27 protein-coding genes are annotated in these 24425 nt (G+C 65.6%); 9 read left to right on the top strand and 18 right to left on the bottom strand.

Translation table 11 applies throughout. The features are described from left to right. Window positions 1-278: 278 nt before the first annotated feature. From EGM87_RS12415 to flgB, 15 genes are all read right to left on the bottom strand, one after another. Entirely contained in the window at window positions 279-803 is a 525-nt protein-coding gene (locus EGM87_RS12415; protein WP_137710241.1) for a hypothetical protein, read from the bottom strand. A 117-nt stretch (window positions 804-920) separates the two neighbouring features. Continuing rightward, window positions 921-1976 (bottom strand): flagellar motor protein MotB, encoded by a 1056-nt coding sequence (locus EGM87_RS12410; RefSeq protein WP_044660330.1) that lies wholly within the window; start codon window positions 1974-1976, stop codon window positions 921-923. 3 nt (window positions 1977-1979) lie between these two features. Then, entirely contained in the window at window positions 1980-2843 is an 864-nt protein-coding gene (gene motA / locus EGM87_RS12405; RefSeq protein ID WP_007682571.1) for a flagellar motor stator protein MotA, read from the bottom strand. Window positions 2844-2914: 71 nt separating this feature from the next. Next, the gene (locus EGM87_RS12400; RefSeq protein ID WP_171010067.1) at window positions 2915-3055 is read right to left on the bottom strand and encodes a hypothetical protein; all 141 of its coding nucleotides are present in this window, start codon (window positions 3053-3055) and stop codon (window positions 2915-2917) included. 17 nt (window positions 3056-3072) lie between these two features. Then, window positions 3073-3918, bottom strand: a complete 846-nt coding sequence (locus EGM87_RS12395; RefSeq protein ID WP_025548605.1) for a flagellin — start codon at window positions 3916-3918, stop codon at window positions 3073-3075. A 17-nt stretch (window positions 3919-3935) separates the two neighbouring features. Then, a complete protein-coding gene (gene flgK / locus EGM87_RS12390) occupies window positions 3936-5276 on the bottom strand; it encodes a flagellar hook-associated protein FlgK (protein ID WP_137710242.1) in 1341 nt (446 codons plus the stop codon). Continuing rightward, window positions 5273-5587, bottom strand: coding sequence for a rod-binding protein (locus EGM87_RS12385; protein ID WP_137710243.1), 315 nt, complete (start codon window positions 5585-5587; stop codon window positions 5273-5275). Before EGM87_RS12385 ends, flgK begins: the two co-directional genes overlap by 4 nt. Continuing rightward, window positions 5587-6816, bottom strand: coding sequence for a flagellar basal body P-ring protein FlgI (locus tag EGM87_RS12380; protein WP_253719075.1), 1230 nt, complete (start codon window positions 6814-6816; stop codon window positions 5587-5589). Before EGM87_RS12380 ends, EGM87_RS12385 begins: the two co-directional genes overlap by 1 nt. A gap of 14 nt (window positions 6817-6830) precedes the next feature. Then, window positions 6831-7505 (bottom strand): flagellar basal body L-ring protein FlgH, encoded by a 675-nt coding sequence (locus EGM87_RS12375; RefSeq protein ID WP_371873048.1) that lies wholly within the window; start codon window positions 7503-7505, stop codon window positions 6831-6833. Window positions 7506-7510: 5 nt separating this feature from the next. Continuing rightward, window positions 7511-8299 (bottom strand): flagellar basal-body rod protein FlgG, encoded by a 789-nt coding sequence (gene flgG / locus EGM87_RS12370; RefSeq protein WP_025548597.1) that lies wholly within the window; start codon window positions 8297-8299, stop codon window positions 7511-7513. Window positions 8300-8366: 67 nt separating this feature from the next. Beyond that, on the bottom strand, window positions 8367-9107 hold the full coding sequence (locus EGM87_RS12365; RefSeq protein WP_048576705.1) for a flagellar basal body rod protein FlgF: 741 nt from the start codon (window positions 9105-9107) through the stop codon (window positions 8367-8369). Between the two features lie 131 nt (window positions 9108-9238). Next, window positions 9239-10081, bottom strand: a complete 843-nt coding sequence (locus EGM87_RS12360) for a flagellar hook-basal body complex protein (protein ID WP_025548594.1) — start codon at window positions 10079-10081, stop codon at window positions 9239-9241. Window positions 10082-10132: 51 nt separating this feature from the next. Beyond that, the gene (locus EGM87_RS12355) at window positions 10133-10789 is read right to left on the bottom strand and encodes a flagellar hook assembly protein FlgD (RefSeq protein WP_137710244.1); all 657 of its coding nucleotides are present in this window, start codon (window positions 10787-10789) and stop codon (window positions 10133-10135) included. Beyond that, a complete protein-coding gene (gene flgC, locus EGM87_RS12350) occupies window positions 10786-11196 on the bottom strand; it encodes a flagellar basal body rod protein FlgC (protein ID WP_025548590.1) in 411 nt (136 codons plus the stop codon). The genes EGM87_RS12355 and flgC overlap by 4 nt, the downstream gene beginning before the upstream one ends. A 2-nt stretch (window positions 11197-11198) precedes the next feature. Continuing rightward, window positions 11199-11567: a flagellar basal body rod protein FlgB gene (gene flgB, locus EGM87_RS12345; RefSeq protein WP_025548588.1), complete on the bottom strand. Its 369-nt coding sequence runs from the start codon at window positions 11565-11567 to the stop codon at window positions 11199-11201. A gap of 264 nt (window positions 11568-11831) precedes the next feature. Here flgB and EGM87_RS12340 point away from each other — a divergent pair, with 264 nt between their 5' ends. The 8 genes from EGM87_RS12340 (at window position 11832) to EGM87_RS12305 (ending at window position 18237) form a co-directional block, all read left to right on the top strand. Further along, window positions 11832-12500, top strand: a complete 669-nt coding sequence (locus EGM87_RS12340) for a MotA/TolQ/ExbB proton channel family protein (RefSeq protein WP_137710470.1) — start codon at window positions 11832-11834, stop codon at window positions 12498-12500. Then, window positions 12497-12979 carry a flagellar motor protein MotB gene (locus EGM87_RS12335; RefSeq protein WP_048576702.1) on the top strand — a complete coding sequence of 161 codons (483 nt, stop codon included), beginning with the start codon at window positions 12497-12499 and terminating at the stop codon, window positions 12977-12979. The genes EGM87_RS12340 and EGM87_RS12335 overlap by 4 nt, the downstream gene beginning before the upstream one ends. Before the next feature lie 128 nt (window positions 12980-13107). After that, window positions 13108-13656 (top strand): flagella basal body P-ring formation protein FlgA, encoded by a 549-nt coding sequence (locus EGM87_RS12330; RefSeq protein WP_137710245.1) that lies wholly within the window; start codon window positions 13108-13110, stop codon window positions 13654-13656. A 46-nt stretch (window positions 13657-13702) separates the two neighbouring features. Continuing rightward, complete coding sequence (gene flgM, locus EGM87_RS12325; protein ID WP_025548582.1) at window positions 13703-13984, top strand: flagellar biosynthesis anti-sigma factor FlgM; 282 nt, start codon at window positions 13703-13705, stop codon at window positions 13982-13984. Window positions 13985-13988: 4 nt separating this feature from the next. Further along, window positions 13989-14297, top strand: a complete 309-nt coding sequence (locus EGM87_RS12320; protein ID WP_137710246.1) for a hypothetical protein — start codon at window positions 13989-13991, stop codon at window positions 14295-14297. A 226-nt stretch (window positions 14298-14523) separates the two neighbouring features. Next, entirely contained in the window at window positions 14524-15357 is an 834-nt protein-coding gene (locus EGM87_RS12315; protein WP_137710247.1) for a lysozyme family protein, read from the top strand. Between the two features lie 9 nt (window positions 15358-15366). Next, window positions 15367-17487: a flagellar biosynthesis protein FlhA gene (flhA, locus tag EGM87_RS12310; RefSeq protein WP_048576698.1), complete on the top strand. Its 2121-nt coding sequence runs from the start codon at window positions 15367-15369 to the stop codon at window positions 17485-17487. Between the two features lie 12 nt (window positions 17488-17499). Then, window positions 17500-18237, top strand: coding sequence for a sigma-70 family RNA polymerase sigma factor (locus EGM87_RS12305; protein WP_025548576.1), 738 nt, complete (start codon window positions 17500-17502; stop codon window positions 18235-18237). A gap of 63 nt (window positions 18238-18300) precedes the next feature. Here EGM87_RS12305 and mdoH read toward each other — a convergent pair whose 3' ends face one another. From mdoH to EGM87_RS12290, 3 genes are all read right to left on the bottom strand, one after another. Beyond that, window positions 18301-20193 carry a glucans biosynthesis glucosyltransferase MdoH gene (gene mdoH / locus EGM87_RS12300; RefSeq protein WP_137710248.1) on the bottom strand — a complete coding sequence of 631 codons (1893 nt, stop codon included), beginning with the start codon at window positions 20191-20193 and terminating at the stop codon, window positions 18301-18303. A gap of 87 nt (window positions 20194-20280) precedes the next feature. After that, window positions 20281-21792 (bottom strand): OpgD/OpgG family glucan biosynthesis protein, encoded by a 1512-nt coding sequence (locus EGM87_RS12295; protein ID WP_137710249.1) that lies wholly within the window; start codon window positions 21790-21792, stop codon window positions 20281-20283. 224 nt (window positions 21793-22016) lie between these two features. Further along, window positions 22017-22835 carry a flagellin N-terminal helical domain-containing protein gene (locus EGM87_RS12290; RefSeq protein WP_025548572.1) on the bottom strand — a complete coding sequence of 273 codons (819 nt, stop codon included), beginning with the start codon at window positions 22833-22835 and terminating at the stop codon, window positions 22017-22019. Between the two features lie 335 nt (window positions 22836-23170). Here EGM87_RS12290 and EGM87_RS12285 point away from each other — a divergent pair, with 335 nt between their 5' ends. Continuing rightward, window positions 23171-24415, top strand: a complete 1245-nt coding sequence (locus tag EGM87_RS12285) for a sigma-54-dependent Fis family transcriptional regulator (protein ID WP_044660318.1) — start codon at window positions 23171-23173, stop codon at window positions 24413-24415. Window positions 24416-24425 lie beyond the last annotated feature (10 nt).

Below are 24425 nucleotides of genomic sequence, written 5' to 3'. Positions count from 1 at the left end.
CTGAGCGCGCGTGGGCGTGAGGGGGGATGGGCCGGACGTTTCAAAGAGGGTGGTGGGATAAGCGGGTCGGCGCGGAATAGGACAGGCCTGATCTGCCCCTGGTAGGGAAATAGGATGTTTTTGGAGTCCTCTGTGGTTTTTGGGTTACGCCTGATCGAAGGCTGCCGCTCAGGCGTCGGAGGTGGGGTCTGGAAACGACCACAAATTGCCATTCTGTTCCAGAAGCGGAATGCCCGAAAGCGGCCGTCAGCTTCACCTTCATGCTAAACCATACTGAATTATTGAGGTGGAACGCCTACTGCGCCCGTGCCAAAGCCGCTTTGAGTGACAGTGCGCCCGAATTTGTCGATGTAGCTCGGTGCAGCCACTCCGGGGTGATTTCCGTCCGCGCCGCTCAACCGAGCAAACACCAATGCCACGTCGGCCGTATAGCAACGCTTAGGTTTACCCGATCTACAGGCTGACGGGTGAACCGGGGCGTCAACGGGCCGCGCGAACAACGTCACGCTTTCTGCGCCGGAGGAACGGTTTTGCCGACCTACAGCATCATGAATTTCAACATAGCGATGGCCATCTGCCCGTGCCATTTCGGCAGCGCGGTAAATCGCGAAATCTGCTGCGGTCGCTTGGCTATGTCCGCTGACGCCGCCGGTAATTTCCCAGAATCCGTCCTTTGCAATCTTGTCCTTGAAGCCGTGCCCACGCCCGTCCATCGGGCCATAACGACCGCTTTCATCATCGCGCGCATAAGCGCTACAAGGAACACTCATGGCAAAAACAGCTAAAAGGAGGGCGGCGCGCATATCATTCTCCGACAAGGATGCGCACAGCACCTATCTGCCATTTCCTAATGTCCGGTAACGATCAGAGCGGTGCTAATAGCTGCTCGTCTTCTACCCACCCAAGGCAGCCGGGTCGGTTCAATGCTTGCCGGGCTTGTTCGACGTGCCCGGTGCGGTCGGGTTGATCAACTGCGCGCCTGCGGGGAGGCTGGTGCCGCCCATGTCGAGCTTGCGCGCTTCGGTCCGGGCCATGGTCATCGGGTTGTCGCGTTCCTTGATCGCGGCCCTGGTTTCGGCGTCGGGTTGTTCGTCCGCATCGCCGTCGTTCGCGCCGCGGCTCCACCCCAGGATGATCGACATGCGCCGGTTGCGCGGGTCGTAGACGTCGCCCTTCGCGAAGGGTTCGCGATCGGCCACGCCCTCGATCCGGGCGAAGCGGTCGTTGCCGATGCCGCTGGCGGCGAGTGCCTTGCGCGTCGCTTCGGCGCGGGCGGAGGAGAGCATCCAGTTGTTCATCGTCTGGCCCGCGCTGTATGGCAGGCCGTCGGTGTGTCCGCGCACGATCAGCGGATTGGGCATGGTCCGGATCGTCGCCGCGACCTCGTTCACCAGTTCCCGCGCCTGCGGCAGCAGGCGGTCGGTGCCCATGGCGAACATCGCGAAGTCCGCTTCGTCTATCAGGTCGATGCGCAGCCCTTCGCGCGTTTCGGTGAAGCGGATGTTCTTCAGCAGCTTGCGGATGCCCTGGCGGCGGGCCATGCGCGCCTCCAGTTCCTTCCTGATCGATTCGAACTTCACCCGGTCGGCGGCCTTGGTGGCCTTGCCGCCCTGGTCCTTCGTGCCCGATGCGTCGCGCGGGATGGTGATGGCGAGATTGCCCTGACCGCCCGTGGTCGGATAATTTTCCTTCGCCGTCATGCTGTCGCCGCCGAACATGCCGTTCGACCCGGCCGAACCTTCCTTGAGCTGCACCAGGGTCGGCGTGAAATAGTCGGCCAGCCCCTTGCGCTGCTTTTCCGTGGTCGCGCCCAGCAGCCACATCAGCAGGAAGAACGCCATCATCGCCGTCACGAAGTCGGCATAGGCGACCTTCCACGCGCCGCCATGATGGCCGCCATGACCGTCGACGACGATCTTCTTGACGATGATCGGTCTGGGTTCGGGCTCGTTCGCGCCGCGCTTCTTCTCGGCCATGGCTTATTTGCCCCGCATGCCGTCGAACACTTCGGCGAAGGCCGGCTGGTTCGCATGGGTCAGGCTGGAGCGCGCGGCCTCGATCACCAGCGGCTGCGGATGGCCGTGCAGGGAGGCGACGATGATCTGCTTGACGACATGGTACATGGACCCGTCCGCCTCGATCACGGCGCGGCAGCGATTGGCGAAGGGATTGACCATGCCATAGGCGAGCAGAACCCCCAGGAAGGTGCCGACCAGCGCCGAACCGATCATGCCGCCCAGGATCGCCGGGGGCTGGTCGATCGAGCCCATGGTCTTCACCACGCCCAGCACCGCCGCGACGATGCCGAGGGCAGGCAATGCGTCGGCCAGCCCCTGAAGGTTGTCCGCGGGACGCAACGCTTCATGATGATGGGTCTTGAGCGCATTATCCATGACTTCCTCGACCGCATGGGGATCGAGCGTGCCGGAGGAGACGACCACCAGACGCAGCGTGTCGCTGATCAGGTGGATCAGCGTCTTGTCGCCCATCAGGCGCGGATATTCGGAAAAGATGGTCGAGCTGGCCGGGTCCTCGATATGCGGTTCCAGCGCCACCGGCCCTTCGACGCGCAGCGTCTTCATCAGCTTGGAGACGAGGAAGATGCAGTCGAGAAAGTCCTGCTTCTTGTATTTCGGGCCCTTGAACACCTTGCCCAGGCCGCCGCCCAGCGCCTTCAGGTCCGAGCCCGAATTGCCGATGATCAGCGCGCCGACGGCCGCGCCGCCGATGATGATCATTTCATGTGGAAGCGCGTGCAGAACCGGGCCGATGTCGCCGCCTGTAAAGATGAAGCCGCCGAACACCATGGCGAGCAGCACGACCAGGCCGATGATTGCGAACATGATTATCCCCGAAATTCTGCCCGAAGGCGCCGTCTTGATCGAAGCATCGCATGAAAGACGCTCTCGATTGGTTAATACGGCTTGGCGATGCCGTGGTTTAGGGCGCGGACCGAAAAATCGATGGCGATGTTTCCGGGCGAAAGATCCTTCTGTTTCGGAAGGTTCATCCAAGCCATGGCGTGTTCCTGCCCGGGCAGGAACATGATGACCATGGGATCGCTTCAGGCGCCTATTTGATCAGGTCGAACAGGGTCTGCTGGTTGATCCGGGCGAAGGCGGACTGCGCCGCCTCAAGCTGGAGCAGCTTGGCCGATACCGAGGAGATCACATCCTGCAGGTCGGTCGATTCCAGGCCTGCGCGCCGTTCCTTGAGGTCGAGGTCGACATTGGTGAGGCGCGTGCCGATCACGTCCAGCCGGTCGCTGCGCACGCCCTGCTTGGTCTGTTCCAGGACGATGTGGTTCTGGGCCGCCTTGATCGCGTCGAGCCCGGCCGCGACATCGCTGTCGGTCCCGCTTTGCAGCGCGGCGATGCTCTGGCCCAATATGGCGTCGAGCGTCATCGGCGTGCCGTTGACGTCGATCCCTTCGGACACTTCCTGCCGCGTGCCGACCACCGCGAGGTTGAGGCCGCGGCTGACCGGCACCAGCACGCTCTGCCCATCGTCGAAGGCGGGTACGCCGCTGTAATCCTTCTGGTTCAACAGCGAATCGATGGTCGACCGGATCGTCGTCATTTCCTGGACGATGGCCGTCTTGTCGGTCGTGCTGAGCGATCCATTGCGGGCGCGCGTCATCAATTCCTGCGCGCGCGTCAGCAGGGAGTTCATCTCGCCCAGATTGGCCTCCGCCGTGTTGGCGCGGGCCGTGCCGGTGCTGATATTCGACTGCCAGGCGGCCTGTTGCGCCTGCGCCCGGCCGATGTCCGACACCTGCACCCAGGCGAGCGCGTCGTCCGACGGCCTGTTCAGCGTCTGGCCGGTCGAGATGGCGGTCTGGCCATCGACGATGTCCTGCGACAATTTCTGCTGACGGCGAATCTCGGCCAGAAGGATCTTGTTGGTGATGCCGACCATGGTCCCGTTGCTCCCGTTCAGATGATCTGCAGAATGGCGTCGACGGTTTCCTTCGCGACCTGAAGGATCTTGGCGCTGCCCGAATAGGCCTGCTGGATGCGCAGCAGTTCGGCCGCCTCCATGTCGAGGTCGACGCCGCTTACCGCTTCGCGGGCGGCCACGGCCTGGTCGCTGCGGTTCTGCGCCGTGGTCTGCTCCGCCTTGGTGGAGGAAAGCAGGTTGGCGTGGGTGGCGATCAGGTTGGTCCAGCCCTGTTCGACGCTGCCATTGCCGCGCAGCACGGTCGATACGGTCAGCAGATTGCCGTTGGGCGTGCCATCGGCGGCCTTGGTCGCAAGCTGCGCCGGGTCGGTGATGAGGGCGGTGACGGTCGCGGCCGTCGTTCCGGACAGCAGCGGCGCGCCCGCCGCGCCCGGACTGCCGTTGGTCAGCCCCTGCGCATGCCAGTTGTTCATATTGGCGACGAACTGCTGCGCCAGCGTGTCGAGGCTGGTGCGGCGCTGCGACACCGTGCCGGCGGCGGAGAACAGCCCGCCCAGCGTGCCGCTCGTCGGCGCGGCCAGGGCGGCGCCGCCGCCGGTCGCAAGCGCCAGCGTGCCGTTGGTGTTGACGGTGAGGGCCAGCGGCGTGGCGCTGCTCCCCTGCACCAGCGTCTGGCCGTTCAGCGTCACCTGCGCCTGGTCATGCGTGCCGAAGCCGATGTCGATGTTGAGATTGGTGGACAGCGTGCCCAATGCCGCGTCGCGGCTGTCGAGCAGTTGCGCATAGGCCGATGTGCCCGGCTGCGCGCGCAGCAGGCTGTTGTTGATGTCCGCGAGGGCGGAGAGGGCCTGGTTGATCGTCGTCACCGAAGCCTGCGCCTCGGTCGCGATGCCGCTGGACACCTGCACCAGGTCGGCCGAGGTCTGGTTGAAGGCCTGGGCGACGCGGCCGATGCTGTCCAGCGTCGTCACCCGCAGGGAGTTGTCGGTGGGGCTGGCGGCCAGCTTGTCCATGTTCTGGAACATGCCGGTCATGAGCTGGCCGATGCCGGTTTCCGTGTCGTTGAGCGCCGTTTCCGAATCGGTCAGCCAGCGCATCCGCGCGACCGCGCTGCCAAGCTGCATGTTGGTGTAGCGCACCGTCGCGTCGAGATAGGGATCGGTCGCGCGGTTGACGCTCTTGACCTCCGTCCCGCCGAAATTGGCGCGGGAGATGTAGACGGCCATGGTGGCGGTGGACGAACCGGATTCGATGGTCGTCACCGAACGGCGGGAATAGCCCTCCGTGCTGGCATTGGCGATATTCTCGGAAATCGCGGCCATGGCGGTCCGATAGGCCTTGGTGCCCGACGCGCCGATGATGAAGAGGTCGCTCATTCGGCCTTATCCGCGGCATTTGGGCCGGCAGGCGCGACGGCTTTGGAGCCGAACTGGCGCATCAGCATCTCCGCTATGCCCAGCGTGCCGTGGCTCGCCATGCTGTCGGCGGTGCGGGCGTCGGCCATGTCGCGGAACTGGTCGGTGGCGCTGGAATCGCTGATGCCCTCCGCCAGGCTGGCCGAGCGCATCGCGCCCATCATCTGGCGCAGGAAGATCGCCTCGAACTGCTGCGCCGCCTTTTGCAGCGCGGCCCTGTCCTGCGTTCCGCCCGCCGGAGCCGTCGTTTCCGAAGTCGCACCAATCCGCATCACAACACCACCAGTTCAGCCTTGAGCGCGCCTGCCTGCTTGAGCGCTTCGAGGATCGCGACCATGTCCGCGGGGGAGGCGCCGATGGCGTTCACCGCTTTGACTATATCGGCCAGAGAGGCTCCACCTTTAAAATTAATCATCGGTTTCTTTTCCTGATCGATCGAAATCGAACTGGATTGCTCCACCGCCGTCTGCCCTTGCGAGAAGGGGGCGGGCTGGACGATGCGGGGGGATTCGTTGACGCTGACGGTGATTTTCCCGTGCGCGATGGCGGCGGGATGGATCTTCACCGCGCCGTTGATGACGACGGTGCCGGTGCGGGCGTTGACGATCACCTTGGCCGGGGCGTCGGCGGGCGAAATCTCGATATTCTCGATCATGCCCATCATCATGATGCGGTCGGTGGCGCCCGGCGCGGCGTCGATGGTGATCGACACGGCGTCCACGGCCTTGGCGCGATGGTCGCCATAGGTGCGGTTGATGCCGTCCGCCACGCGAAGGGCGGTCGTGAGGTCCGCTTCGGACAGGTTGAAGGTGAGGGTGGGGGCGGTGTCGAAGCCGGTGGCGACGGCGCGCTCCACCGTCGCGCCGCCCGGGATGCGGCCGGCGGAAGGAATGTTGACCGACACCTGGCTGCCGTCCGCGCCGGACACGCCCAGGCCGCCGACGGCGAGATTGCCCTGCGCCATGCCGTAAATTTCGTTATCCGCGCCGCGCAGGGGGGTCATGATGAGGGTGCCGCCGCGCAGCGACTTCGCCTTGCCCAGTGCGGAGACGGTGACGTCGAGGCGCTGGCCGGGCTTGGCGAAGGCAGGCAGGTCCGCCGTCACCAGCACCGCCGCCGCGTTCTTGAGCGCCGGGTTGATGCCCTGCGGCAGCGTCAGGCCGAAGCGCGAGACGACGCCCTTCATGCCCTGCGTTGCATAGTCCAGGCTGTCGTCGCCCGTGCCCGCCAGGCCGACGACGATGCCGTAGCCGGTGAGCTGGTTAGGGCGCACGCCCTGGAAATTGCCGAGGTCCTTGATCCGCTCCGCATGGGCCGGGGCTGCGATCAGGGTGAGGGCGGTGAGAAGGGCGAGTATTACGCGACGCGCTAAACGCTTGCCCAACCACACGCCGTCATTCCCGCGCAGGCGGGAATCCATCTCCCGACGTTGCACCAGGCGCGAGGTCCGGAGATGGATTCCCGCCTTCGCGGGAATGACGAAGCTTAAGAAGCGGGTCATGGCGTGCATGTCCATCAGAAGGGGCTGATCATGGAGAAGAAGCGCTGCAGCCAGCCCTGGCGGCTGGCGCGGGCGATTTCCCCCTTGCCGGTGTAGATGATCTTCGCGTCGGCCACGCGGGTCGAGGCGATGCGGTTGTCCGGGCCGATGTCGGCCTGGCGGACGAGGCCGCTGATCTGGATATATTCGTCGCCGCGATTGAGCGTCAGCGCCTTTTCGCCCTTCACCAGCATCGTGCCGTTGGGATAGGTCGCCGCGATGGTCACGGTGATTTCGCCGTTGAGCGCATTGGACTGGGTGGCGGCGCCCTTGCCGGTGAAGCTGTTGCTGCCGCTGGAGCCGATGTCGCTGGCGGAGAAGATCTTGGAAAGCGGGCCGGTGCTGGGCGGGGTCAGGGCAATGCTGCCGTCGCGGCTGGTGTCGGCGCTGTTGCTCTTGGTCGCCTGGGTCCGTTCGACCAGCACGATGGTGATGATGTCGCCCACGCTGGTCGCCCGCGCCCCGCTGGTGAGCGGGGTATAGCCCATCGACGCCTGGAAGATCGAACCGTTGGCGGCAGGGGCGGCAGGGGCGGCAACGACCGTGGGGGCATAAAATTGCCGTTCGGCATCGCGCTTCTTGCCGGCCATGGCCGGGGATGCGGCGAGGGCGGTTCCGAAGAGGAAGAAAATGGCCGTTCTGCGCATCATCCGGCTCACAGCTGCTGGTTGACGTACTGGAGCATTTCGTCGGTCGCCTTGATCATCTTGGAATTGACCTCATAGGCGCGCTGGGTCTCGATCATGTCGACCAGTTCCTCGACCACGTTGACGTTCGAGGTTTCGAGATAGCCGGAGCGGACGACGCCGCGCCCGTCCAGCCCCGCGACGCCGACCTGCGGCGTGCCGCTGGCGGCGCTTTCCTTCAGCAGATTGCCGCCGACCGCCTGAAGGCCGCCCGGGTTCATGAAGCTCGCCAGTTCGATCTGGCCGAGCTGGGTCGGTTCGGCCTGCCCCTGAAGCGTGGCGGAGACGGTGCCGTCATTGCCGATGGTGACGCTGGTGGCGCCTTCCGGAACCGTGATCTGCGGGATCAGCGGCAGCCCTTCGCTGGTGACGACGACACCTTCCGCCGTGGTCGTGAAATTGCCGGCGCGGGTATAGGCGATGGAGCCGTCCGGCTGCTGCACCTGGAAATAGCCCGAACCCTCTATCGCCATGTCCAGCGTGTTGCCGGTCTGGTTGAGCGTGCCCTGGCTGTTGATCTTGGCCGTGCCCTGCATCGCGACGCCCGAGCCGAGGTTGAGGCCGGTGGCGAACTTGTTCTCGCTGTCGCTGTTCGCGCCCGCGGCCACGATCTGCTGATAGGCCAGCGTTTCGAAATCGGCGCGATCGCGCTTGAAGCCGGTGGTGTTGACGTTCGCCAGGTTGTTGGCGATCACGCGCATCTTCGTGTTCTGCGCGTCAAGGCCGGTGCGGGCGACATGAAGGGCTGCGTTGGTCATGGCTCAAAATCTCCGTAGGGCCGTCAGGCTTGCCTGTCGAAAAGCAAGAGCCGTGCCAAATTAACCATCAATCCAGGCGCATCAGCGATGCGCCGCCATCGTCGAGCTGCTTGGCGGTGTCGATCATCTTGACCTGGGTTTCCCAGGCGCGGCTCGCCTCGATCATCTGCACCAGCGCTGACGTGGCGTTGACGTTCGACCCTTCCAGCGATCCGCCGGTCACGCTGGCGAGCGGATCGTCGGGCAGCGCGCCGCCATTGGCTTCGCGGAACAGCCCGTCCGTGCCCTTGGCGATGCTGGAGCCGACCGGGCTGACCAGCTTGAGCTTGTCCACCTGTTGCGGATTGGCGGGGTCGCCGCCCTGCGGCACGCCCCAGATGCTGCCGTCTTTCGCGATGGAGATGCTGTCCATCTGCGGCAGGGTGATGGGGCCGCCTTCGCCCAGCACGGGCAGGCCGTCGCCGGTGGTCAGCAGGCCGCTGTCATTGACCTTCAGGTCGCCGCGGCGCGTATAGGCTTCGCTGCCGTCCGCGGCCTGAACGGCGAGCATCGCATCGCCGTTCATGGCCACGTCCAGCGGATTGCCGGTTTCCGTGACCGCGCCTTGCGCCATGTCGGCGGCGATCACCTGTTCGGACGCCTGCGCCCGCGTGTCGAAGGTGCTGCCCTTGATCCAGCGCGTCTCGGCATTGGCGATTTCCGCGCGGAAGCCGGTGGTGTTGACGTTCGCCAGATTGTTGGAGATCGCCGCCTGCCGCGCCATCGCGCCGCGCATCGCGGTGAGTGCCGTGTTGACGAGCCGGTCCATGGGGGTGTCCTGTTGTTGCGGGCGTTTCTGTTTCCGTCACCCCCGCGGAGGCGGAGGGCCATCTCTTGAGCGTTACGCCTGGTGCTACGCCGGGAGATGGATTCCCGCCTGCGCGGGAATGACGGATGAGCTTAGGTCCGCATGTTGACGATGGTGGTCGACAGCGTGTTCGCCGCCTCGATCGCCTTCGAGTTCGCCTGGAAGTTGCGCTGGGCGGAGATGAGGTTCACCAGCTCTTCCGTGATGTCGACATTGGAGCGTTCCAGCGCGCCGGAGCGGACCGAGCCGAACAGGCCGCTATTGCCGGTGCCCAGCATCGGCGTGCCGCTCGCGTTGGTGGCGGTCCAATGGGCGTCGCCGCTCTGGCGCAGCCCTTCCTGGCTGTTGAACGCGGCGATGGCGGTTGCGCCCAGATAGACGGTGGAACCGTCGGCATAAACGCCGGTGATCTTGCCTTCTTCCGACACGCCCACGCTGGTGAGCTGGTTGCCGGTGCCGCCGTCGGGCCAGTTGGTCGGAATCTTGAGGTCGGTCAGCGATGTCGGGGTCAGGGTGCCCGTCACCGTCGGCGCGCCGGTCGTGGGATTGAGCGGGATCACCTGAAGCCGGGCGCCGGTGGTGTCGACGACATAGCGGTCCTCCTCCACCGAGAAGGCGCCGTTGCGGGTATAGCCCACCTGATTGTCGGCGCTGCGCTTCACCGTGAAGAAGCCTTCGCCGGTGATGGCGAGGTCCAGCGTCTTGTCGGTGGTCTCGATCGTGCCCTGGGTGAACTGCTGGCTGATGCCCTGGGCGCGCACGCCCTGGCCGGCGACCTGCGTCGTGGTCTGCATCGGCGCGGCGGCGAAGATGTCACCGAACACGGCCTTGCTCTTCTTGAAGGCGGTCGAGTTGACGTTGGCGACATTGTTCGCCGTGGTCGACAGGTCGGTCTGGGCGGCCTTCAGGCCGGAAAGCGAGATGTAGAAGGACATGGCGTTGCTCCTTGGGTGAAAAGGAAAATCGGTGTGAAAAGGATTGGTCGGTTAGGCGAGCGAGATGGCGTCGGACGGCGAATAGGTGCCGAGCGCGGTGATCAGCTTGGACGAACTGCCGTCGGCGGGTGACTGGACGGCGGCAATGGTGGCCCAGCTTGCGACGCGGCTGGGGTTGGCGCCGTTGACCTTGATCTTCAGCGCGTCGGTGGCGATGGTGTTGCCGGCTTCATCCTTGCCGTCCCAATAGAAATTGATGTCGCCCTTGGGCTGGTCGCCCAGTTCGATCGTCTTGACGACATTGCCGTTGCCGTCGATCAGGTCGACGCTGGCGCCGCTGGTGGCGTCGGCAAAGCTGACCTGGCCCATATATTGGCCGGCTGCATCGGGCGCGGCGATGTTGCTCTGCACCAGCATCGACTTGCCGATCCAGCTTGCCGCGTCGCCAAGGCGCGATCCGGTCAGTTGCGACGCCAGATTCTTCAGCGTCTGGTTCATTTCCGCGATGCCGCTGCTGTTGGTGATGGTCGCCATCTGCGCGACCATCTGGGCGTTATCGACGGGTTCGAACGGGTCCTGCGTCTGCATCTGCGCGGTCAGCAGGCGCAGGAAGTCCGCCTGGCCCATTTCCGACTTGCCCGTGCCGACATTGGCATAGGGGTTATAGACGGACAGGCCCGCGCTGTCGGTGGCGGTCGTGGTCGTCATTTGCCGATCCTTATGGTTTCCATCATCAGGGACTTGGCGGTGTTCAGCACCTGCACATTATTCTGGTACATGCGGGCGGTCTCGATCATGTCGACCAGCTCCGCGCTGCTATCCACGGCGGCTTCCCAGACATCGCCATTCTTGTCGGCCAGCGGATGGTTGGGGTCGTGGCGCTTGGTGGGCTGCGCATTGGTGGTGACGACATTCTGGACCTTGACGGTCGAGACGCCGGGGCTGTCGGTGACGGACTGGAACACCGGCTTGATCGCGCGATAGGCCTCCGCCGCGCTGCCGGTGACGTTGCCGGCGTTCGCCATGTTGGAGGCGGTGGCGTTGAGCCGCACGAGCTGCGCGCTCATGGCGCGGCCGGCGATGTCGAAGACGTTCAGGGGGCCATGGCCGCTCATGCTCATTCTCCCTTAAGCGCGCGGGTGATGGTGTTGATGCGGCCCTCCAGGAAGGAGAGGGTCGTGCGATATTTGACGGCGTTTTCCGCGAACAAAGTCTGTTCGGTGCTGAGTTCGACCGTGTTGCCGTCGAGGCTGGGTTGCAGCGGCACGCGATAGCCCATCGAATCGTCGACGGCCTGCGACACGTCGGCGGCGGATTTGCCCTGCCGCGTCGTGGCTTCCTTGAGGGCGGACTCGAAATCGATGTCGCGCGCCTTGTATCCCGGCGTCGAAGCGTTCGCGATATTGGACGCGAGCAGGGACAGGCGCTGCGAGCGAAGCGCCAGCGCCTTTCCGTGTATCCCGAACAATCCGTCTTCCAGCGACATTGTCGTCTTTCCGCTTTTTTCCGCCCCGATGGGCCTAAAACTTTCGCCTCCCCCGCCGTTCTGAGGCCTGATGGCGTGAACTGCGGGTGATCCAGCCTGATATTCGCAAGAGCCGTGCCAATTTGCGTGGGTGACGCATCGGCATGGCGGAAAATGGCGGAAATCCGGGGGATTGCGTGAGGATGGCGGCAAGGGCGGCAAAATTTTGCCGGCGGGTGGCAGCGCTTTGCCGCCGGCCGGCCGGGCGTAAGCGGGGACGTGAAGATGATCGGGATCATGGCGCATTTGTTCGACCCCCTGACCTTGCTGGCCATGGTCGCGGGGATCGGGCTGGTGGCGCTGTTCCAGAATGGCGCGCGGGCGCTGGCGCGGGCCTTTGCCGCCCTTGTTCCCCTGTTGCGCGCCGATCCGGCGAAGGACCGGGATGCTGCGCGGGCGGCCATGCTGAAGATCGATCAGGTCGCGCAACTGCGCGGTCTTGCCTGCACGGACCGGGTGAAGACGGCCAATCCCTATCTGACCGAAGCCGCGCGCAAGCTCGCCAATTGCGAGAAGACGGAGCAGTTCGAACTGTGGGCCGCGCAATCGCTGGCGGACCGGGCGCAGCGCCATGGCGCTGCCTGCAAGGTCTGGCTGTCCATCGCGGATGCCGCCCCGGCCCTGGGCATGGCGGGCACGATCATCGGCCTGGTCGGCATGTTCGCCGCGATGGACGATCCGGCGGCGCTGGGCCCCTCCATGGCCCTGGCGCTCCTCACCACCTTCTATGGCGTGGTCATTGCCAATGTCATCGCCGCGCCCGTAGCGACGCGGCTTGCCGACCTGTCGGAACGGGAACTCGCCTGGCAGAAGGAGGTCACTGATCGCATGGCCGCCATCGCGCGGCGGGAAAATGTGCCGATGCGCCGCGCCTCGATCCGCGAGGTGGCATGAATATCTCCGCCCTTGCCGGGGCGCGGCGCGGCCGCTGGGCGATCAGCTTCGCCGACCTGCTGCTGCTGCTGCTCGGCTTTTTCGTCATGCTTCAGGCCAGCGGCCAGCGGCGTGACGCCATGCTGGCGCAGGTGCGGCAGCAATTTGGCGGCCATGCCAGCAGTCCCATGGAAATCCACGCCGCCGAACTGTTCCTGCCCGGTGAGGCGTTGCTGACGCAGCAGGGCCGGAAGCGGCTGAAGATCGTGGCGGATCGCTTTGCGCTGGGGCGCGAGCGGCTGGAGGTCAGCAGCCGCGGCACGGATGCGGGGCATCAGCGCTTCGACGGCTGGGACCTGTCGGCGGCGCGCCTCGGCGCCGTGGCGCGGGCGCTGAAGGCGGAAGGCATTGGCGGCGACCGGCTGGTGCTGCGCGGGCTGGACCAGTTGGATGGCGAGGGCGGCAAGGGGCAGGTGATCCTGATTGTCGCGGGGCGTTAGGCGTCGACCGCCCCAAAAGGTGCGGCTGTTTTTTGGGCACGGCTCACCTCCCCCCGCAGCAGCGTCCATTATATGGCACGAATTTTGCGTGGTTCATGGTTAATCCTGTCCGCTTTCGGAGAGATACCGTGACGAATTTGCCCAAGATCCTGCTTCTGGCGCTGTCCTTTTCAGCGTCCGATCCTGCGCTGGCGCAGCAGAAGTTCGAGAATCTGGATCGGATCGACAGTCTGGTCGCGATGACCGTCGGCGCCAATCTGGGCGAACCGGGCGGGCCGATGGCGCCGGTCGACCGGCGTTTGCGGCTGGCCGCCTGTCCGGCGACGCCCAGCGTGGACGGGCCGGTCTTTGGGGCCGCCATCGTCAAGTGCGACGCGTTGGGCTGGCGAATCCGCGTGCCGTTGGTGGCCGGCGGCGCCGCTGCCGCTTCCGGGCCGGTGGCGCGTTACGCCCCTGCGGCGCGGGCGGCGCCCAGGGAGGCCGCCGTCAAGAAGGGCGACCCGGTGCAATTGATGGCGGGCAATGCGGCCTTCAGCGTCTCGCGCATGATGGTCGCGGACGAGGACGGCGCCGTGGGCGAGACGATCCGCGTGCGGGAAGACAGGAAATCCGCGCCGATATTGGCGCAGGTCGTGGAAATGGGAATTGTTCGTGTTCCGGGATTTAACAATTTTTGAACCCGGCCGTATATAGACTGTGCGGGACGAATGAAGGATTGAAACGATGATCAAGTCTGTCGGCCAGAATATCAGCGCCGCCATAGAGGCAGCCCGCCTGAAGGAAGGCGGCAGGACGACGCGCGCTTCTTCGACCGGTTCGGCCGCGACTTCCGCTTCTTCGGCCAGTTCGGCAAGCCCCGTCGCCCGCATGGCGGCCGAAGGCGCGCCGGTCGACATGGACCGCGTCGCCGCGATCAAGGCGGCCATCGCTTCGGGCAATTACCCCGTCGATCCGGCGGCGATCGCGGATCGCATGCTGGCGCTCGACCTGCCGGCGGCCGGTTGACCCCATGCCGCTCGGTCTTGCAGCGCTGGACGAGTTGGGCGCGGCTTTCGAAGAGCTGCGCGGGGCACTGGACGGCGTGGATGCGGCGGTGATCGAAGCGGCGACGCAGCGGATCGCCAAAGCCGCGTCCGCTGTTCGCGCCATCGGCGTATGGCGGTCCGACGAAGCGGTGAAGGATCGATTGAGGGCGCTCCAGCCGCTGATGGAATCGGCGCGGATTCGTACCAACCTGCTCGCGGACCATGCGAATCAGCGGCTTGCGATACTCGCGGCGCGCGGCGCGGAAACGGCGCCTCTGGTTTACGGGCGCTGAAAATCCGACCCTCCGAGACGTTGCAAGGGCGCCCGTCACGGCGCCCTTTTTGCTTTCCACTGACGGCGGGACTGGGCTCCTGCCTGCGCAGGAGCAGGTGGGCGCGGCTTGATTTGACCGGAGCAGGCTCCATTCCCGAAAATCAAATTATGAGCGCGCGTTAACCAAATCTTGGCACGTCACTTGCTCTAATGATCCCCGGTACCAACGGGGATTGATCGAACCAGTGTCGGCTTTCGCAGACATCGCAGGAACGGGGGCGGCGACGGGCGCTTCGACGGGCAATCGCGTGACCAACGCGATCGCCATGGCCAGCCGGCGGACGGGCGTGGACTTCGCCTATCTGCTGGGGCAGGCGAAGATCGAGAGCAGCCTCAATCCCACCGCTCGCGCGACCACCTCCTCCGCGACCGGGCTTTACCAGTTCGTCGACCAGAGCTGGCTGGCGGTCATCGACCAGCATGGCAGCGAATATGGGCTGGGCTGGGCCGCCGACGCGATCAGCCGGGGCAGCAATGGCCGCTATTATGTGGCCGATCCCGACCTTCGCCAGCAGATACTGGACCTGCGCAAGCATCCCGAAACCGCATCCGTCATGGCCGCCCAACATGCCGCCGACAACAAGGCCACATTGGAGCAGCGGCTGGGCCGCGAGGCGGAACCGGTCGACCTTTACATGGCCCATTTCCTGGGCGTCGGCGGGGCCAGCAGGTTCCTGTCGATGAACGACCGCGCGCCCAATGCCGCCGCCGCCGGGATGTTCCCGGCCGCCGCCCGCGCCAACCGGTCGATCTTCTACGATAGACAGGGCAACGCCCGCAGCTTCGCCGAAATCCGCGACCGCTTCGCCGCCAAGCTCCAGAAGGGCTTCGATTCGGTCGGCGGCGGCGACATTCAATATGCCGATGCGTCTTTGCCCTCCGGCGCGAAGACCGTGCAGCCCGCCGACTATGTGCGGATCGAAACCCAGCGCCTTGCGACCGCCGCCGACGTCACCGTCCGGCCGGAACCGCAGACGGCGCGCCTCGCCTATCTCATGCTCGCCACCCTCGGAAGGTAACGGCCCGATATGACTCCCGCCCAAGTCAAAGCGAAGATCTGGATGAGCGCCGCCAAGGGGGCGGTGCTGCCCATTGCGACGCTGATGGTCGTGCTGTTCATGATGGTGCCGGTGCCGGCGATCATGCTGGACGTCGGCTTCATCACCAACATCATGATCAGCCTGGCCGTGCTGATGGTGGCGCTGAACGCCGCCAAGCCGCTCGACTTCTCCAGCTTTCCGACGGTGCTGCTGTTCGCGACGCTGCTGCGGCTGGCGCTGAACGTCGCGTCGACCCGCGTCGTGCTGGTGAACGGGCATGAAGGCACCGATTCGGCGGGCCATGTGATCGAGGCGTTCGGCCACTTCCTGATCGGCGGCGATTATGTCGTCGGCATCTTCGTCTTCGCGATCCTGATGATCATCAATCTGGTTGTGATCACCAAGGGCGCGGGCCGCGTGTCGGAAGTGTCGGCGCGCTTCACCCTGGACGCCCTGCCGGGCAAGCAGATGGCGATCGACGCCGACCTGAACGCCGGCCTGCTGACCCCGGAAGAGGCCAAGGTCCGCCGCCGTGAAGTGGCGACCGAGGCGGACTTCTACGGATCGATGGACGGCGCCTCCAAATTCGTGAAGGGCGATGCGGTCGCGGGCATCCTGATCCTGGCCATCAACATCGTCGGCGGCATCATATTGGGCGTGGTCAGCCACAAGCTCAGCATCGGGGAAGCCGCCCAGACCTATATCATCCTGGCCATCGGCGACGCGCTGGTCGCGCAGATTCCGGCGCTGCTGCTCTCCATCGCCGCCGCCGCCATCGTGACGCGGGTCGGCAGCGAGGACGATCTGTCGAACCAGATCACCAGCCAGTTCGGTTCGGGCAAGGCCTGGATGCCGGTCGCGGCGATCCTGACCTTCCTGGGTATCCTGCCCGGCATGCCGCACATGATCATCCTGCCCGCCGCCGCGGTGGCGGGCGGCATCGCCTGGCATCTCCGCAAATCGAGCCAGCGCAAGGCGGCCGAGCCTGAACCCGCCGCGCCGCCGCCCAATCCGGCGCTGATCGAATGGAACGACGTGTCGGACGGGGCGGTGCTGGGGCTGGAGATCGGCTATGGCCTGATCAGCCTGGTGGACGAGCGCAAGGGCGCGCCGCTGATGGCCCGCATCACCGGCATCCGCCGCCAGCTTTCGAAGGAACTGGGCTTCGTCGTGCCGATGGTGCGCGTGAAGGACAATCTGGCGCTGGAGCCGAACCAATATCGCATCACTATCGCCGGCGTTGTCGTCGGTGAGGACGAGATTTTCCCCGACGACCTGCTGGCGCTGGACAGCGGCGCGCTGGAGGGAACGGTGTCCGGCCGCGAGGCGAAAGACCCGACCTTCGGTCTGGATGCCGTGTGGATTTCGCCTGCCAAGCGCAGCGAAGCCGTGGTCGCGGGCTATACGGTGGTCGATCCGCCGACGGTGGTGGCGACGCATCTCAACCAGCTCATCGCGATGAACGCCAGCGAGATGTTCGGTCTGGACGAAGCGCGCAAGCTGCTCGACAACCTCAAGGACGCCGCGCCGCAACTTGTCGACGGGCTGACGCCGGGGCTGTTGAACCTCACCCAGATTTCTGCGCTTTGCCGCGCCCTGCTGGCGGAGGGCATTCCGCTCAAGGATTTCCGCCGCATCTGCGAGGCGATGGTCGACGCGGCGCGGCCCGACATGACGCTGGACCAACTGGTCGAGGCGGTGCGTCAGCGCATCGGTTCGCTGATCATCCAGGGGCTGGTGCCGGTGAAGATGCCGCTGCCGGTGATCACGCTGGACGGCGATCTGGAAGCGTTGCTGGCGCAGGCGATGCGGGTCGCGGGCGATGCCCGGCACCCGATCGAACCCGCCCTCGCCAACCGCATCATAGAGGCGGTGGTCACGGCGGCCCGTCCGCTGCTGGGGCAGGCGCGCAACTTCGCCATCGTCACCTCGCCGCTCGCGCGGCGGGCGCTGGCCCGGCTGTTCAAGCCGCATCTGCCGGAGACGCCGGTGCTGTCCTTCCTGGAAATTCCCGATGGCAAGGGCGTGGAAGTCGTCGCCGTGGTCGGCGGCGAGCAGCGGCCCGCGCCGCGCCACGACCCCCTGCCGACACGCGAACGCGTTGCCTGAGGAGCCTGACCGATGTTCATGAATAGGGTCGTCGCCGGTTCCGACGCCAACACCTATGGCCGGTCCGCCCATGCCAACTCGCCCGAACGGCTGGCGCGCCAATATATGCCGCTGGTGCGCAAGATCGCCTGGCATGTCCATGGCCGGGTATCGAGCGCCATCGAGATCGAGGACCTGCTCCAGATCGGCATGGTCGCGCTGGTCGAGGCGGCCAATGGATTCGAGGATCGGGGCCTTGGCTTCGCCTCCTATGCGCAGATGCGCGTGCGCGGGGCGATGATAGACCATCTGCGCCGCCATGCGACGATGACGCGTTCCGCCATGTCGCAGCGCAAGCAGTTAGGGGCCATCCGCAACCGGTTGGAGCAGAAGCTGGGCCGTGCGCCGCTGGAGGCGGAGATGTCCGCCGAAATGGGGCTGGACCCCGCCGCCTATCGCGAAGTGGCGGATGGCTGCGAGATGGTGCAGCATAGCAGCATGGACGAGGTCTATTCCGACCAGTCCATGTGGTTTGCCGATGTCGAGGATCGCGCCGACGATGTGATGGAGCGGGAATCGCTCAAAGCCGCGCTCGCCAAATGCATAGGCGACCTGCCGCAGCGGGAGGCGCTGGTGCTTCAGCTTTATTTCGTCGAGGAACTCAATCTGGAGGAGATCGGCGCGACGCTGGACATCGGCGCGGCGCGGGTGTGCCAGATCAAGAAGGCCGCGCTGGACAGGCTGCGCGAGAAATTGCGGGATTGGGACTGAGTCCCTTCGCTTTCCTTCAGGCGTGCCGTGCTCCTGCGCAGGAACACGGTGTTTCAGGATCGACTAACTGTCGTTCGCGGCGTTGGAGAAGTCCTTGATCGGCGCATTGTCCAACTGCAACTGCCGATAGCGCGTCTTCTGGTAATTCTGCATCCGCCACCAGGGTTCCGCCACCTGGAACAGCCCGCTTTTCGCGACATGGCTGCCCCAATCCTTGCGCGCCGTGAAGGCCGCGAAGAAGGGCGCCAGCACCAGACCCGCCGCCACCGGCACGATCCAGCCCAGCGATGTATCGGACTCGACCGCTAGCAGCGTCAGCCCCACGCCCAGCAGGATATGCCATTTGAACAGCCAGATCGCCGGCAGCATCCGCATGCCGTCGCGGTCGCGGGTCTGGCCGTTCCAGCTGCTCTTGCGGCCCATCAATATGCCGAACAGGTTGATGGTCTGCGTGAGCATGCTGATCGGCGCCATCAGGATCGACAGCGCGATGTCCGCGATCACGCCGCGCATCATGCGCACTCCGCCGCCGAAACCGATGCGCCGTGCAGGATCGGCCAGCGCCCAGAGCAGCGCCAGCAGCTTCGGCCCGAACAGCAGCACCGCCGTCAGCGCCAGCAGGCCGCCCGACGGCAATATGGCGCTCGGCGGCCAGACGCCCGCCGCCGCGCCGCCCAGCACCACCAGCATCAGCGCCAGCCACAGCGGCGAGGTGCAATAGGCCGACGCCCCGACGAAGAGCTGGAACTTGCTGACCGGGTGCATGCCCCTGATCTTAGAAAGGAGGGGGATGTGCTGGATATTGCCCTGGCACCAGCGGCGGTCGCGGGTGGCGAGATCGGGCAGGGAAGGGGGAAATTCCTCGAAACTGTCGTCGGCCATGACGATATGCACGTCCCAGCCGCGACGGCGCAGCAGGGCCGCCTCTATCATGTCATGGCTCATGATATGCCCGCCGAAGGGCGCGCGTCCCGGCAGTTCGGGCAGGCCGCAGCTCTGCGCGAAGGCCCTGGTCCGCAGGATCGCATTATGGCCCCAGAACATGCCTTCCGACCCTGACCACCAGATCATGCCGGCGGCGGAAATGGGGCCGAACAGGCGGCTGGCGAATTGCTGCCAGCGGGCGAACAGCGTCGACGCGCCGACGATCGACGGCACGGTCTGGATCAGGCCGACATGCGGATGCCGCTCCATATCCGAGGCCAGCCGCGCCATGGTCTGGCCGCTCATCACGCTGTCCGCGTCCAGCACGATCATATAGTCATAGGCGCCGCCGAAGCGTTCGACCCATTCCGCGATATTGCCCGGCTTGCGCCCGACATTGAGTGCGCGGCGGCGGTAATGGACGGGGCGGGAGAAGCCCTTGCGCATCTTCAGATAGGCGGCGCGCTCCTTCTCCCCATTTTCCGGGTTGGAATCGGAGAGGATGAAGAATTCGAACCGCTCGCCCCCCATGACCTGCGCCAGCGAGCGCTCCATGATCGACAGGCGGCCGAGCACGCCCTGAAAATCCTCATTGCAGACAGGCAGCAGCACGGCGGTGCGCCCGCGCAGCGGCGCCGTCGACCGCGCGCGATAGGGACGGACGCCCGGGCCGCGCCCCATGGTCAGCAGCAGGAAACCGATCAGGCTGGTGGCGAAGCCGAAGGCGATCCAGGCGAAGAGCGGGATGAAGAGGGCGAGATAGACGCCCTCCCATGCCGAAATGCCGTCCAGGCCGATGGAACGCCGCATCTCATGCGCCGCCATGGAGGCAGGCAGCAGCGCCAGTAGCACCACCAGGGTGCGCCGGGCCCAGAGGTCGATGTTGAACGGACGGTGGGGCAGGTCGCGCGGGGTCGCGGAAAAATCCTGCGCGGGCATGGCCAGGGGCTTCTCCGGGGGAAGATGCTCGAACGCCCTGACGGTCGCCATTCCGCCGGCCCTGTTGCTGTGCACGCCACCCGTTGCTTTCATGCCCGACTCGTTTCGCCAGATTTCACGGGCTCGAGACCCGTCACCAGAACCGCCTTGAACCCGGCTGGTTCCCTTGTCGCCCTTAATTCAGGCGCCCAGCGGGTAATGCACATATTCGCTGAACGGGCGATTGCCAGCCCTGAGCTGGGCGCGGATATCGGTCGGCCTGCCCCGGTCCCGACGAATATCCAGGACCATCCGGAACATGTCCTTCTGGTGCAGGACCGGATAGCCGGCCTTCTTGACCAGCGTTCCGCCGGCAAGGTCGACCCATATGTCCGGCCTGCTTCCGGTCGGCACGCCGGCGAAGTCGACCAGGAAACGGTCGACCCCGGCTTCGCCCGACTGCCCGGTCCAGATATTCTCCACCGTGGCAAGGCCGGCGGAAGCGGGGGCGCGGGCGGCGGACCAGTCCAGCCGATAGCTCGCCTCTATCCGGCTGCCCGCGCGGGCGGGCGCGGCGGGGGTCCAATAGGCCGCGACATTGTCGGTATATTCGCTGTCGGTCGGAAAGGCGTAGAGCCGCACCTGTCCGGCGCCCAGCGGCTTGCGGCTGGTCGCCCATAGGGAAGGCCGCCGTTCGTAGAAGACGCCGTCATCCTGATAATGGTCGAAATTGCGGTCGCGCTGGAGCAGCCCGAAGCCCTTGGGATTGCGCTCCGCAAAGACATCGACGCGGGGGGCGGAGGGATTGACCAGCGGACGGCAATGGACGGTCCCATCCGCGCCGGCGATGGAAAGCAGGTCGGAATCGTGGATTTCCGGCCGCCAGTCGGTGCGGGTGCGCCGGTCGGCCTGATCGTACCAGAACATGCTGGTCATCGGCATCAGCCCCAGTTCCGCGATCGCCTTGCGCGTGAACAGCACGGCGTCGACATCCTGCCGCACGCCCTGCGGCGTCAGTTCATTGGCGAAGCGGTAGGCGCCGGTGAGCGACGCGCTGTCCATCAGCGCATAGACGGTGACGCTGCTGCGCCCGGTCCGCTCCAGCCAGAAATGGGTGAAGCGGGGAAATTCCTCCTTCCCCGCGATGCTGGTGTTGATGGCGACGGCGCGGGCCGAAAGCCCGAACTGCCTTTCGGCGGGGGCGCGGAAATAGGTCGCGCCCAGAAAGGACAGCCAGTCGCCGTCCCGCGCCTGATTCATGATGCGGAAGCCGGCAAAGCCCGCATCGGGGCCCAGTGCGCGCACCGCATTGCCCGGCGGCGCGTCGAACATGGCGGGATCGTAGCGCAGCGGCGTCGCCCGGCCTTTTTCGACCAGCGCGATCTCCACCGGCTGCTGCACCGTGCCGCTCAGGGGGAACAGGCGGATGCCGGTATCGTCGCCGCTTTCGTTCCAGATGGTCCGCTCGTCACGGAAGCGCGCCTCGTTGAACGCATCATAGCCGATCCTGTCGGCGCCGGGGAAGAAGGGCGTCACCATGAACGCGCCGCGGGCGAGGCGCTGTGCCCGGGCGATCAGCATGGTCCAGGAAAAGGCCTCGGCCCGGTTCTGGGCCAGCACGGAATGCGGCAGCAGCAGCGCAGCGCCGGACGCCGCGATCACTGCGCGGCGTCCGATTCCTGTCGAAGAATTGTTGGTCATGGCCGTCATCATGGGTGCGACAACCGCCAATGCAAGTGTTTCGATCCCGCATTGATTGGAAACCGGCCGATCGACAAATGCGATGAAGCCTCCGCCCGGGGGGACGGAGGCTTCGTTATGCTGGTCGTTTCATCGAAGTTTTTACCCCCGGCGCGGTGGGGACTGTAAATGCGCCGGGGGCGGCATGACCGGCCGGGGTGACCAAAACCCCAGCCGGTCAATCTGAGTGTCGCCGCTTAGCTGATCAGCTTCAGCACGCCCTGCTGGCTCTGGTTCGCCTGGGCCAGCATCGCGGTCGAGGCCTGGCTCAGGATCTGCTGCTTGGCGAGCGCGGTCGTTTCGGCCGAGAAGTCGGCGTCCTCGATGCGGCTGCGGGCGTCGGTCAGGTTGGTGACGTTGGCCGTCAGCGTGTTGACCGTCGATTCGAGGCGGCTCTGCGTCGAACCCAGCGTGGCGCGGGCGGTCGAGACCGACTGAAGCGCCGTGTCATAGAGCGCCAGGGTGGCGGTGGTCGCAGCCGAGCCGCTCACGGTGGCGGCGCTGGCGCCGACGACGGCCGAGAGGTCGATGCCGCCGACGGAGAGCGAGACCGAGTCGGCCGCGGTCGAACCGGCCTGGATCGTGATCGTCGCCGCCGTGGTCGGGAACAGCGAGATGCCGTTGAACTTGGTGTTGGTCATCACGCTGTTGATCTGGGTCGACAGCTGGTCGAGTTCCGAGGTGATGTTCGCCTTCGAATTGGTGTCGTTGGTGCCGTTCAGCGCCTGGACGGTCAATTCACGCATGCGCTGCAGCATGTTGCTGACTTCGCCCAGCGCACCTTCCGCCGTCTGGGCGAGCGAGATGCCGTCATTGGCGTTGCGGATGCCCTGGGTCATGCCGCGGATCTGCGAGGTCATGGTCGATGCGATGGCAAGGCCGGCCGCGTCGTCCTTCGCGCTGTTGATGCGCTTGCCGGTCGACAGGCGTTCCATCGCGGTGCTGAGCGCCTTGCTGGCCTGGGCCGAAGCATTGGATGCACGCAGCGCCGAGGAGTTGGTTCCGATAACAGTCATTTTGATACCCTTTCGTTCGTTCAGGTCGCTGCCATCAGGCTGCTTGCGGCCTCGAAAGGGGATAACGGCACCGGAAAAAAAGCTTTTAGGGCGGGGATGATTTTTTCTGCTATTTTCTTGAAAAGGCCCGTAAACAGGGCATTCGAGCCCCTTTGCGGGGGCCGATATATCCATGAAGCGGCGAAAAGTTCCGCCTCGGCGGAAAAAAATTGCCGTTATGCGGCAAGGGGTTTGCCGCATTAACCATATGCTAACCACAGTCGGGCAGTTTCAACGCATCGAAGGGGTCAGGGGCGTGCGGGGGCACAAGCCGGCCAAAACATGGGGACAAGTTCATGTCATCGTTGGACGTGAGCCAAGGAGTCTGCGCGCTCGTTCCGGGCCTGCAGCACTGGCTGGAAAATGCGTTCTTTACCGTCCGGATCGTGGACGCCCAGAGCCCGCGCGAGCGGGAAGACCGGCGCGTGTTGCTGGCCACCGAAATCGGCCATGCGACCCATCGCGACATATTGATCAACCTGATCGACGGCCTGCCCTCGCTGGTGCCCGCCGCCAACGGCCTGCCTGCCCGCGTCGCCTTCGGCCTTGAGGATATGGGTTTCGCCTTCGCGCTGATCGCGGAGCTGGCCCGTCCCGCTGCCGTTCCCGCGGTGGGCGACGCCGGCAGCACGCGGCTGATGACGCTGGCCGGCCGCGTGGCGCGCAGCGACGCCACCGTGCTGATCCAGGGCGATACGGGCACCGGCAAGGAAGGCATGGCGCGCTTCCTTCATGCCCAGTCGGGCCGCGTGACCCGCGACTTCATCGCCGTCAATTGCGCGGCGCTGCCCGAAACCATGATGGAGGCCATGCTCTTCGGTCACAAGAAGGGGAGCTTCACCGGCGCGGCCAATGCGTCCGAGGGCCTGTTCCTGGCGGCGGACGGCGGCACGCTGTTCCTCGACGAAATCGCCGAACTGCCGCTCAGCCTTCAGGCGAAGCTGCTGCGCGCCCTGCAGGAAGGCGAAGTGCTGCCCGTCGGCGCGACTCATCCGGTGCCGGTCAATGTCCGCATCATCGCGGCCTGCAACCGCAACCTCGCCGCCGAAGTCGCTGCCGGCCGCTTCCGCGAGGATCTCTACTGGCGCCTCAATGTCATGCCGCTGGAGCTGCGTCCGCTGGCCGAGCGCCCGGGCGACATCGCCGCCATCGCCGCCGCCATGCTGCTGCGCCAGCAGGACGCCTTCGTCTGGCCGACCGCCGCGGCGCTGGAAAAGCTGACCGGCCATGTCTGGCCCGGCAATGCCCGCGAGCTGGGCAATGTCCTTCAGCGCGCCGTGGTCCTTCGCGACGGCGACCGTATCGATGCCGACGACCTGCACATCACCGGCGCGCCGCAACTGCGCATCGTGGAGCAGGTCCTGGCGCCGGCCGATCCGATCCGGCTGCGCGACGTGGCGCATAACAGCAAGCTGGAGGCGGTCCGCGCCGCCCTTCGCGAAACGGATGGCCATCGCGCCGCCGCCGCCCGCAAGCTGGGCATTTCCGAACGTACGCTGCGCTATCGGCTTGCCGAGATGCGCGAGCGGGCGGCGGCCTGAGGAGGAATAG

The sequence above is a fragment of the Sphingobium sp. RSMS genome, assembly GCF_005406185.4.
GTDB lineage: Bacteria > Pseudomonadota > Alphaproteobacteria > Sphingomonadales > Sphingomonadaceae > Sphingobium > Sphingobium fuliginis.
Note: the sequence above shows the minus strand (reverse complement) of the source record. Positions and strands in the feature narration are given on the sequence as shown.

Excerpts from the sequence above, each read along its gene's own strand:
- EGM87_RS12340 (WP_137710470.1), top strand. The coding sequence starts at position 11,832 with ATGATCGGGATCATGGCGCATTTGTTCGACCCCCTGACCTTGCTGGCC.
- EGM87_RS12380 (WP_253719075.1), bottom strand. The coding sequence starts at position 6,816 with ATGACCCGCTTCTTAAGCTTCGTCATTCCCGCGAAGGCGGGAATCCAT.
- flgB (WP_025548588.1), bottom strand. The coding sequence starts at position 11,567 with ATGTCGCTGGAAGACGGATTGTTCGGGATACACGGAAAGGCGCTGGCG.
- EGM87_RS12415 (WP_137710241.1), bottom strand. The coding sequence starts at position 803 with ATGCGCGCCGCCCTCCTTTTAGCTGTTTTTGCCATGAGTGTTCCTTGT.
- flgK (WP_137710242.1), bottom strand. The coding sequence starts at position 5,276 with ATGAGCGACCTCTTCATCATCGGCGCGTCGGGCACCAAGGCCTATCGG.
- flgM (WP_025548582.1), top strand. The coding sequence starts at position 13,703 with ATGATCAAGTCTGTCGGCCAGAATATCAGCGCCGCCATAGAGGCAGCC.
- motA (WP_007682571.1), bottom strand. The coding sequence starts at position 2,843 with ATGTTCGCAATCATCGGCCTGGTCGTGCTGCTCGCCATGGTGTTCGGC.
- EGM87_RS12335 (WP_048576702.1), top strand. The coding sequence starts at position 12,497 with ATGAATATCTCCGCCCTTGCCGGGGCGCGGCGCGGCCGCTGGGCGATC.
- EGM87_RS12410 (WP_044660330.1), bottom strand. The coding sequence starts at position 1,976 with ATGGCCGAGAAGAAGCGCGGCGCGAACGAGCCCGAACCCAGACCGATC.
- EGM87_RS12360 (WP_025548594.1), bottom strand. The coding sequence starts at position 10,081 with ATGTCCTTCTACATCTCGCTTTCCGGCCTGAAGGCCGCCCAGACCGAC.
- flgG (WP_025548597.1), bottom strand. The coding sequence starts at position 8,299 with ATGACCAACGCAGCCCTTCATGTCGCCCGCACCGGCCTTGACGCGCAG.
- EGM87_RS12320 (WP_137710246.1), top strand. The coding sequence starts at position 13,989 with ATGCCGCTCGGTCTTGCAGCGCTGGACGAGTTGGGCGCGGCTTTCGAA.
- mdoH (WP_137710248.1), bottom strand. The coding sequence starts at position 20,193 with ATGAAAGCAACGGGTGGCGTGCACAGCAACAGGGCCGGCGGAATGGCG.
- EGM87_RS12385 (WP_137710243.1), bottom strand. The coding sequence starts at position 5,587 with ATGCGGATTGGTGCGACTTCGGAAACGACGGCTCCGGCGGGCGGAACG.
- EGM87_RS12375 (WP_371873048.1), bottom strand. The coding sequence starts at position 7,505 with ATGATGCGCAGAACGGCCATTTTCTTCCTCTTCGGAACCGCCCTCGCC.
- flhA (WP_048576698.1), top strand. The coding sequence starts at position 15,367 with ATGACTCCCGCCCAAGTCAAAGCGAAGATCTGGATGAGCGCCGCCAAG.
- EGM87_RS12285 (WP_044660318.1), top strand. The coding sequence starts at position 23,171 with ATGTCATCGTTGGACGTGAGCCAAGGAGTCTGCGCGCTCGTTCCGGGC.
- flgC (WP_025548590.1), bottom strand. The coding sequence starts at position 11,196 with ATGAGCGGCCATGGCCCCCTGAACGTCTTCGACATCGCCGGCCGCGCC.
- EGM87_RS12395 (WP_025548605.1), bottom strand. The coding sequence starts at position 3,918 with ATGGTCGGCATCACCAACAAGATCCTTCTGGCCGAGATTCGCCGTCAG.
- EGM87_RS12290 (WP_025548572.1), bottom strand. The coding sequence starts at position 22,835 with ATGACTGTTATCGGAACCAACTCCTCGGCGCTGCGTGCATCCAATGCT.
- EGM87_RS12400 (WP_171010067.1), bottom strand. The coding sequence starts at position 3,055 with ATGGTCATCATGTTCCTGCCCGGGCAGGAACACGCCATGGCTTGGATG.
- EGM87_RS12295 (WP_137710249.1), bottom strand. The coding sequence starts at position 21,792 with ATGATGACGGCCATGACCAACAATTCTTCGACAGGAATCGGACGCCGC.
- EGM87_RS12355 (WP_137710244.1), bottom strand. The coding sequence starts at position 10,789 with ATGACGACCACGACCGCCACCGACAGCGCGGGCCTGTCCGTCTATAAC.
- EGM87_RS12365 (WP_048576705.1), bottom strand. The coding sequence starts at position 9,107 with ATGGACCGGCTCGTCAACACGGCACTCACCGCGATGCGCGGCGCGATG.
- EGM87_RS12305 (WP_025548576.1), top strand. The coding sequence starts at position 17,500 with ATGTTCATGAATAGGGTCGTCGCCGGTTCCGACGCCAACACCTATGGC.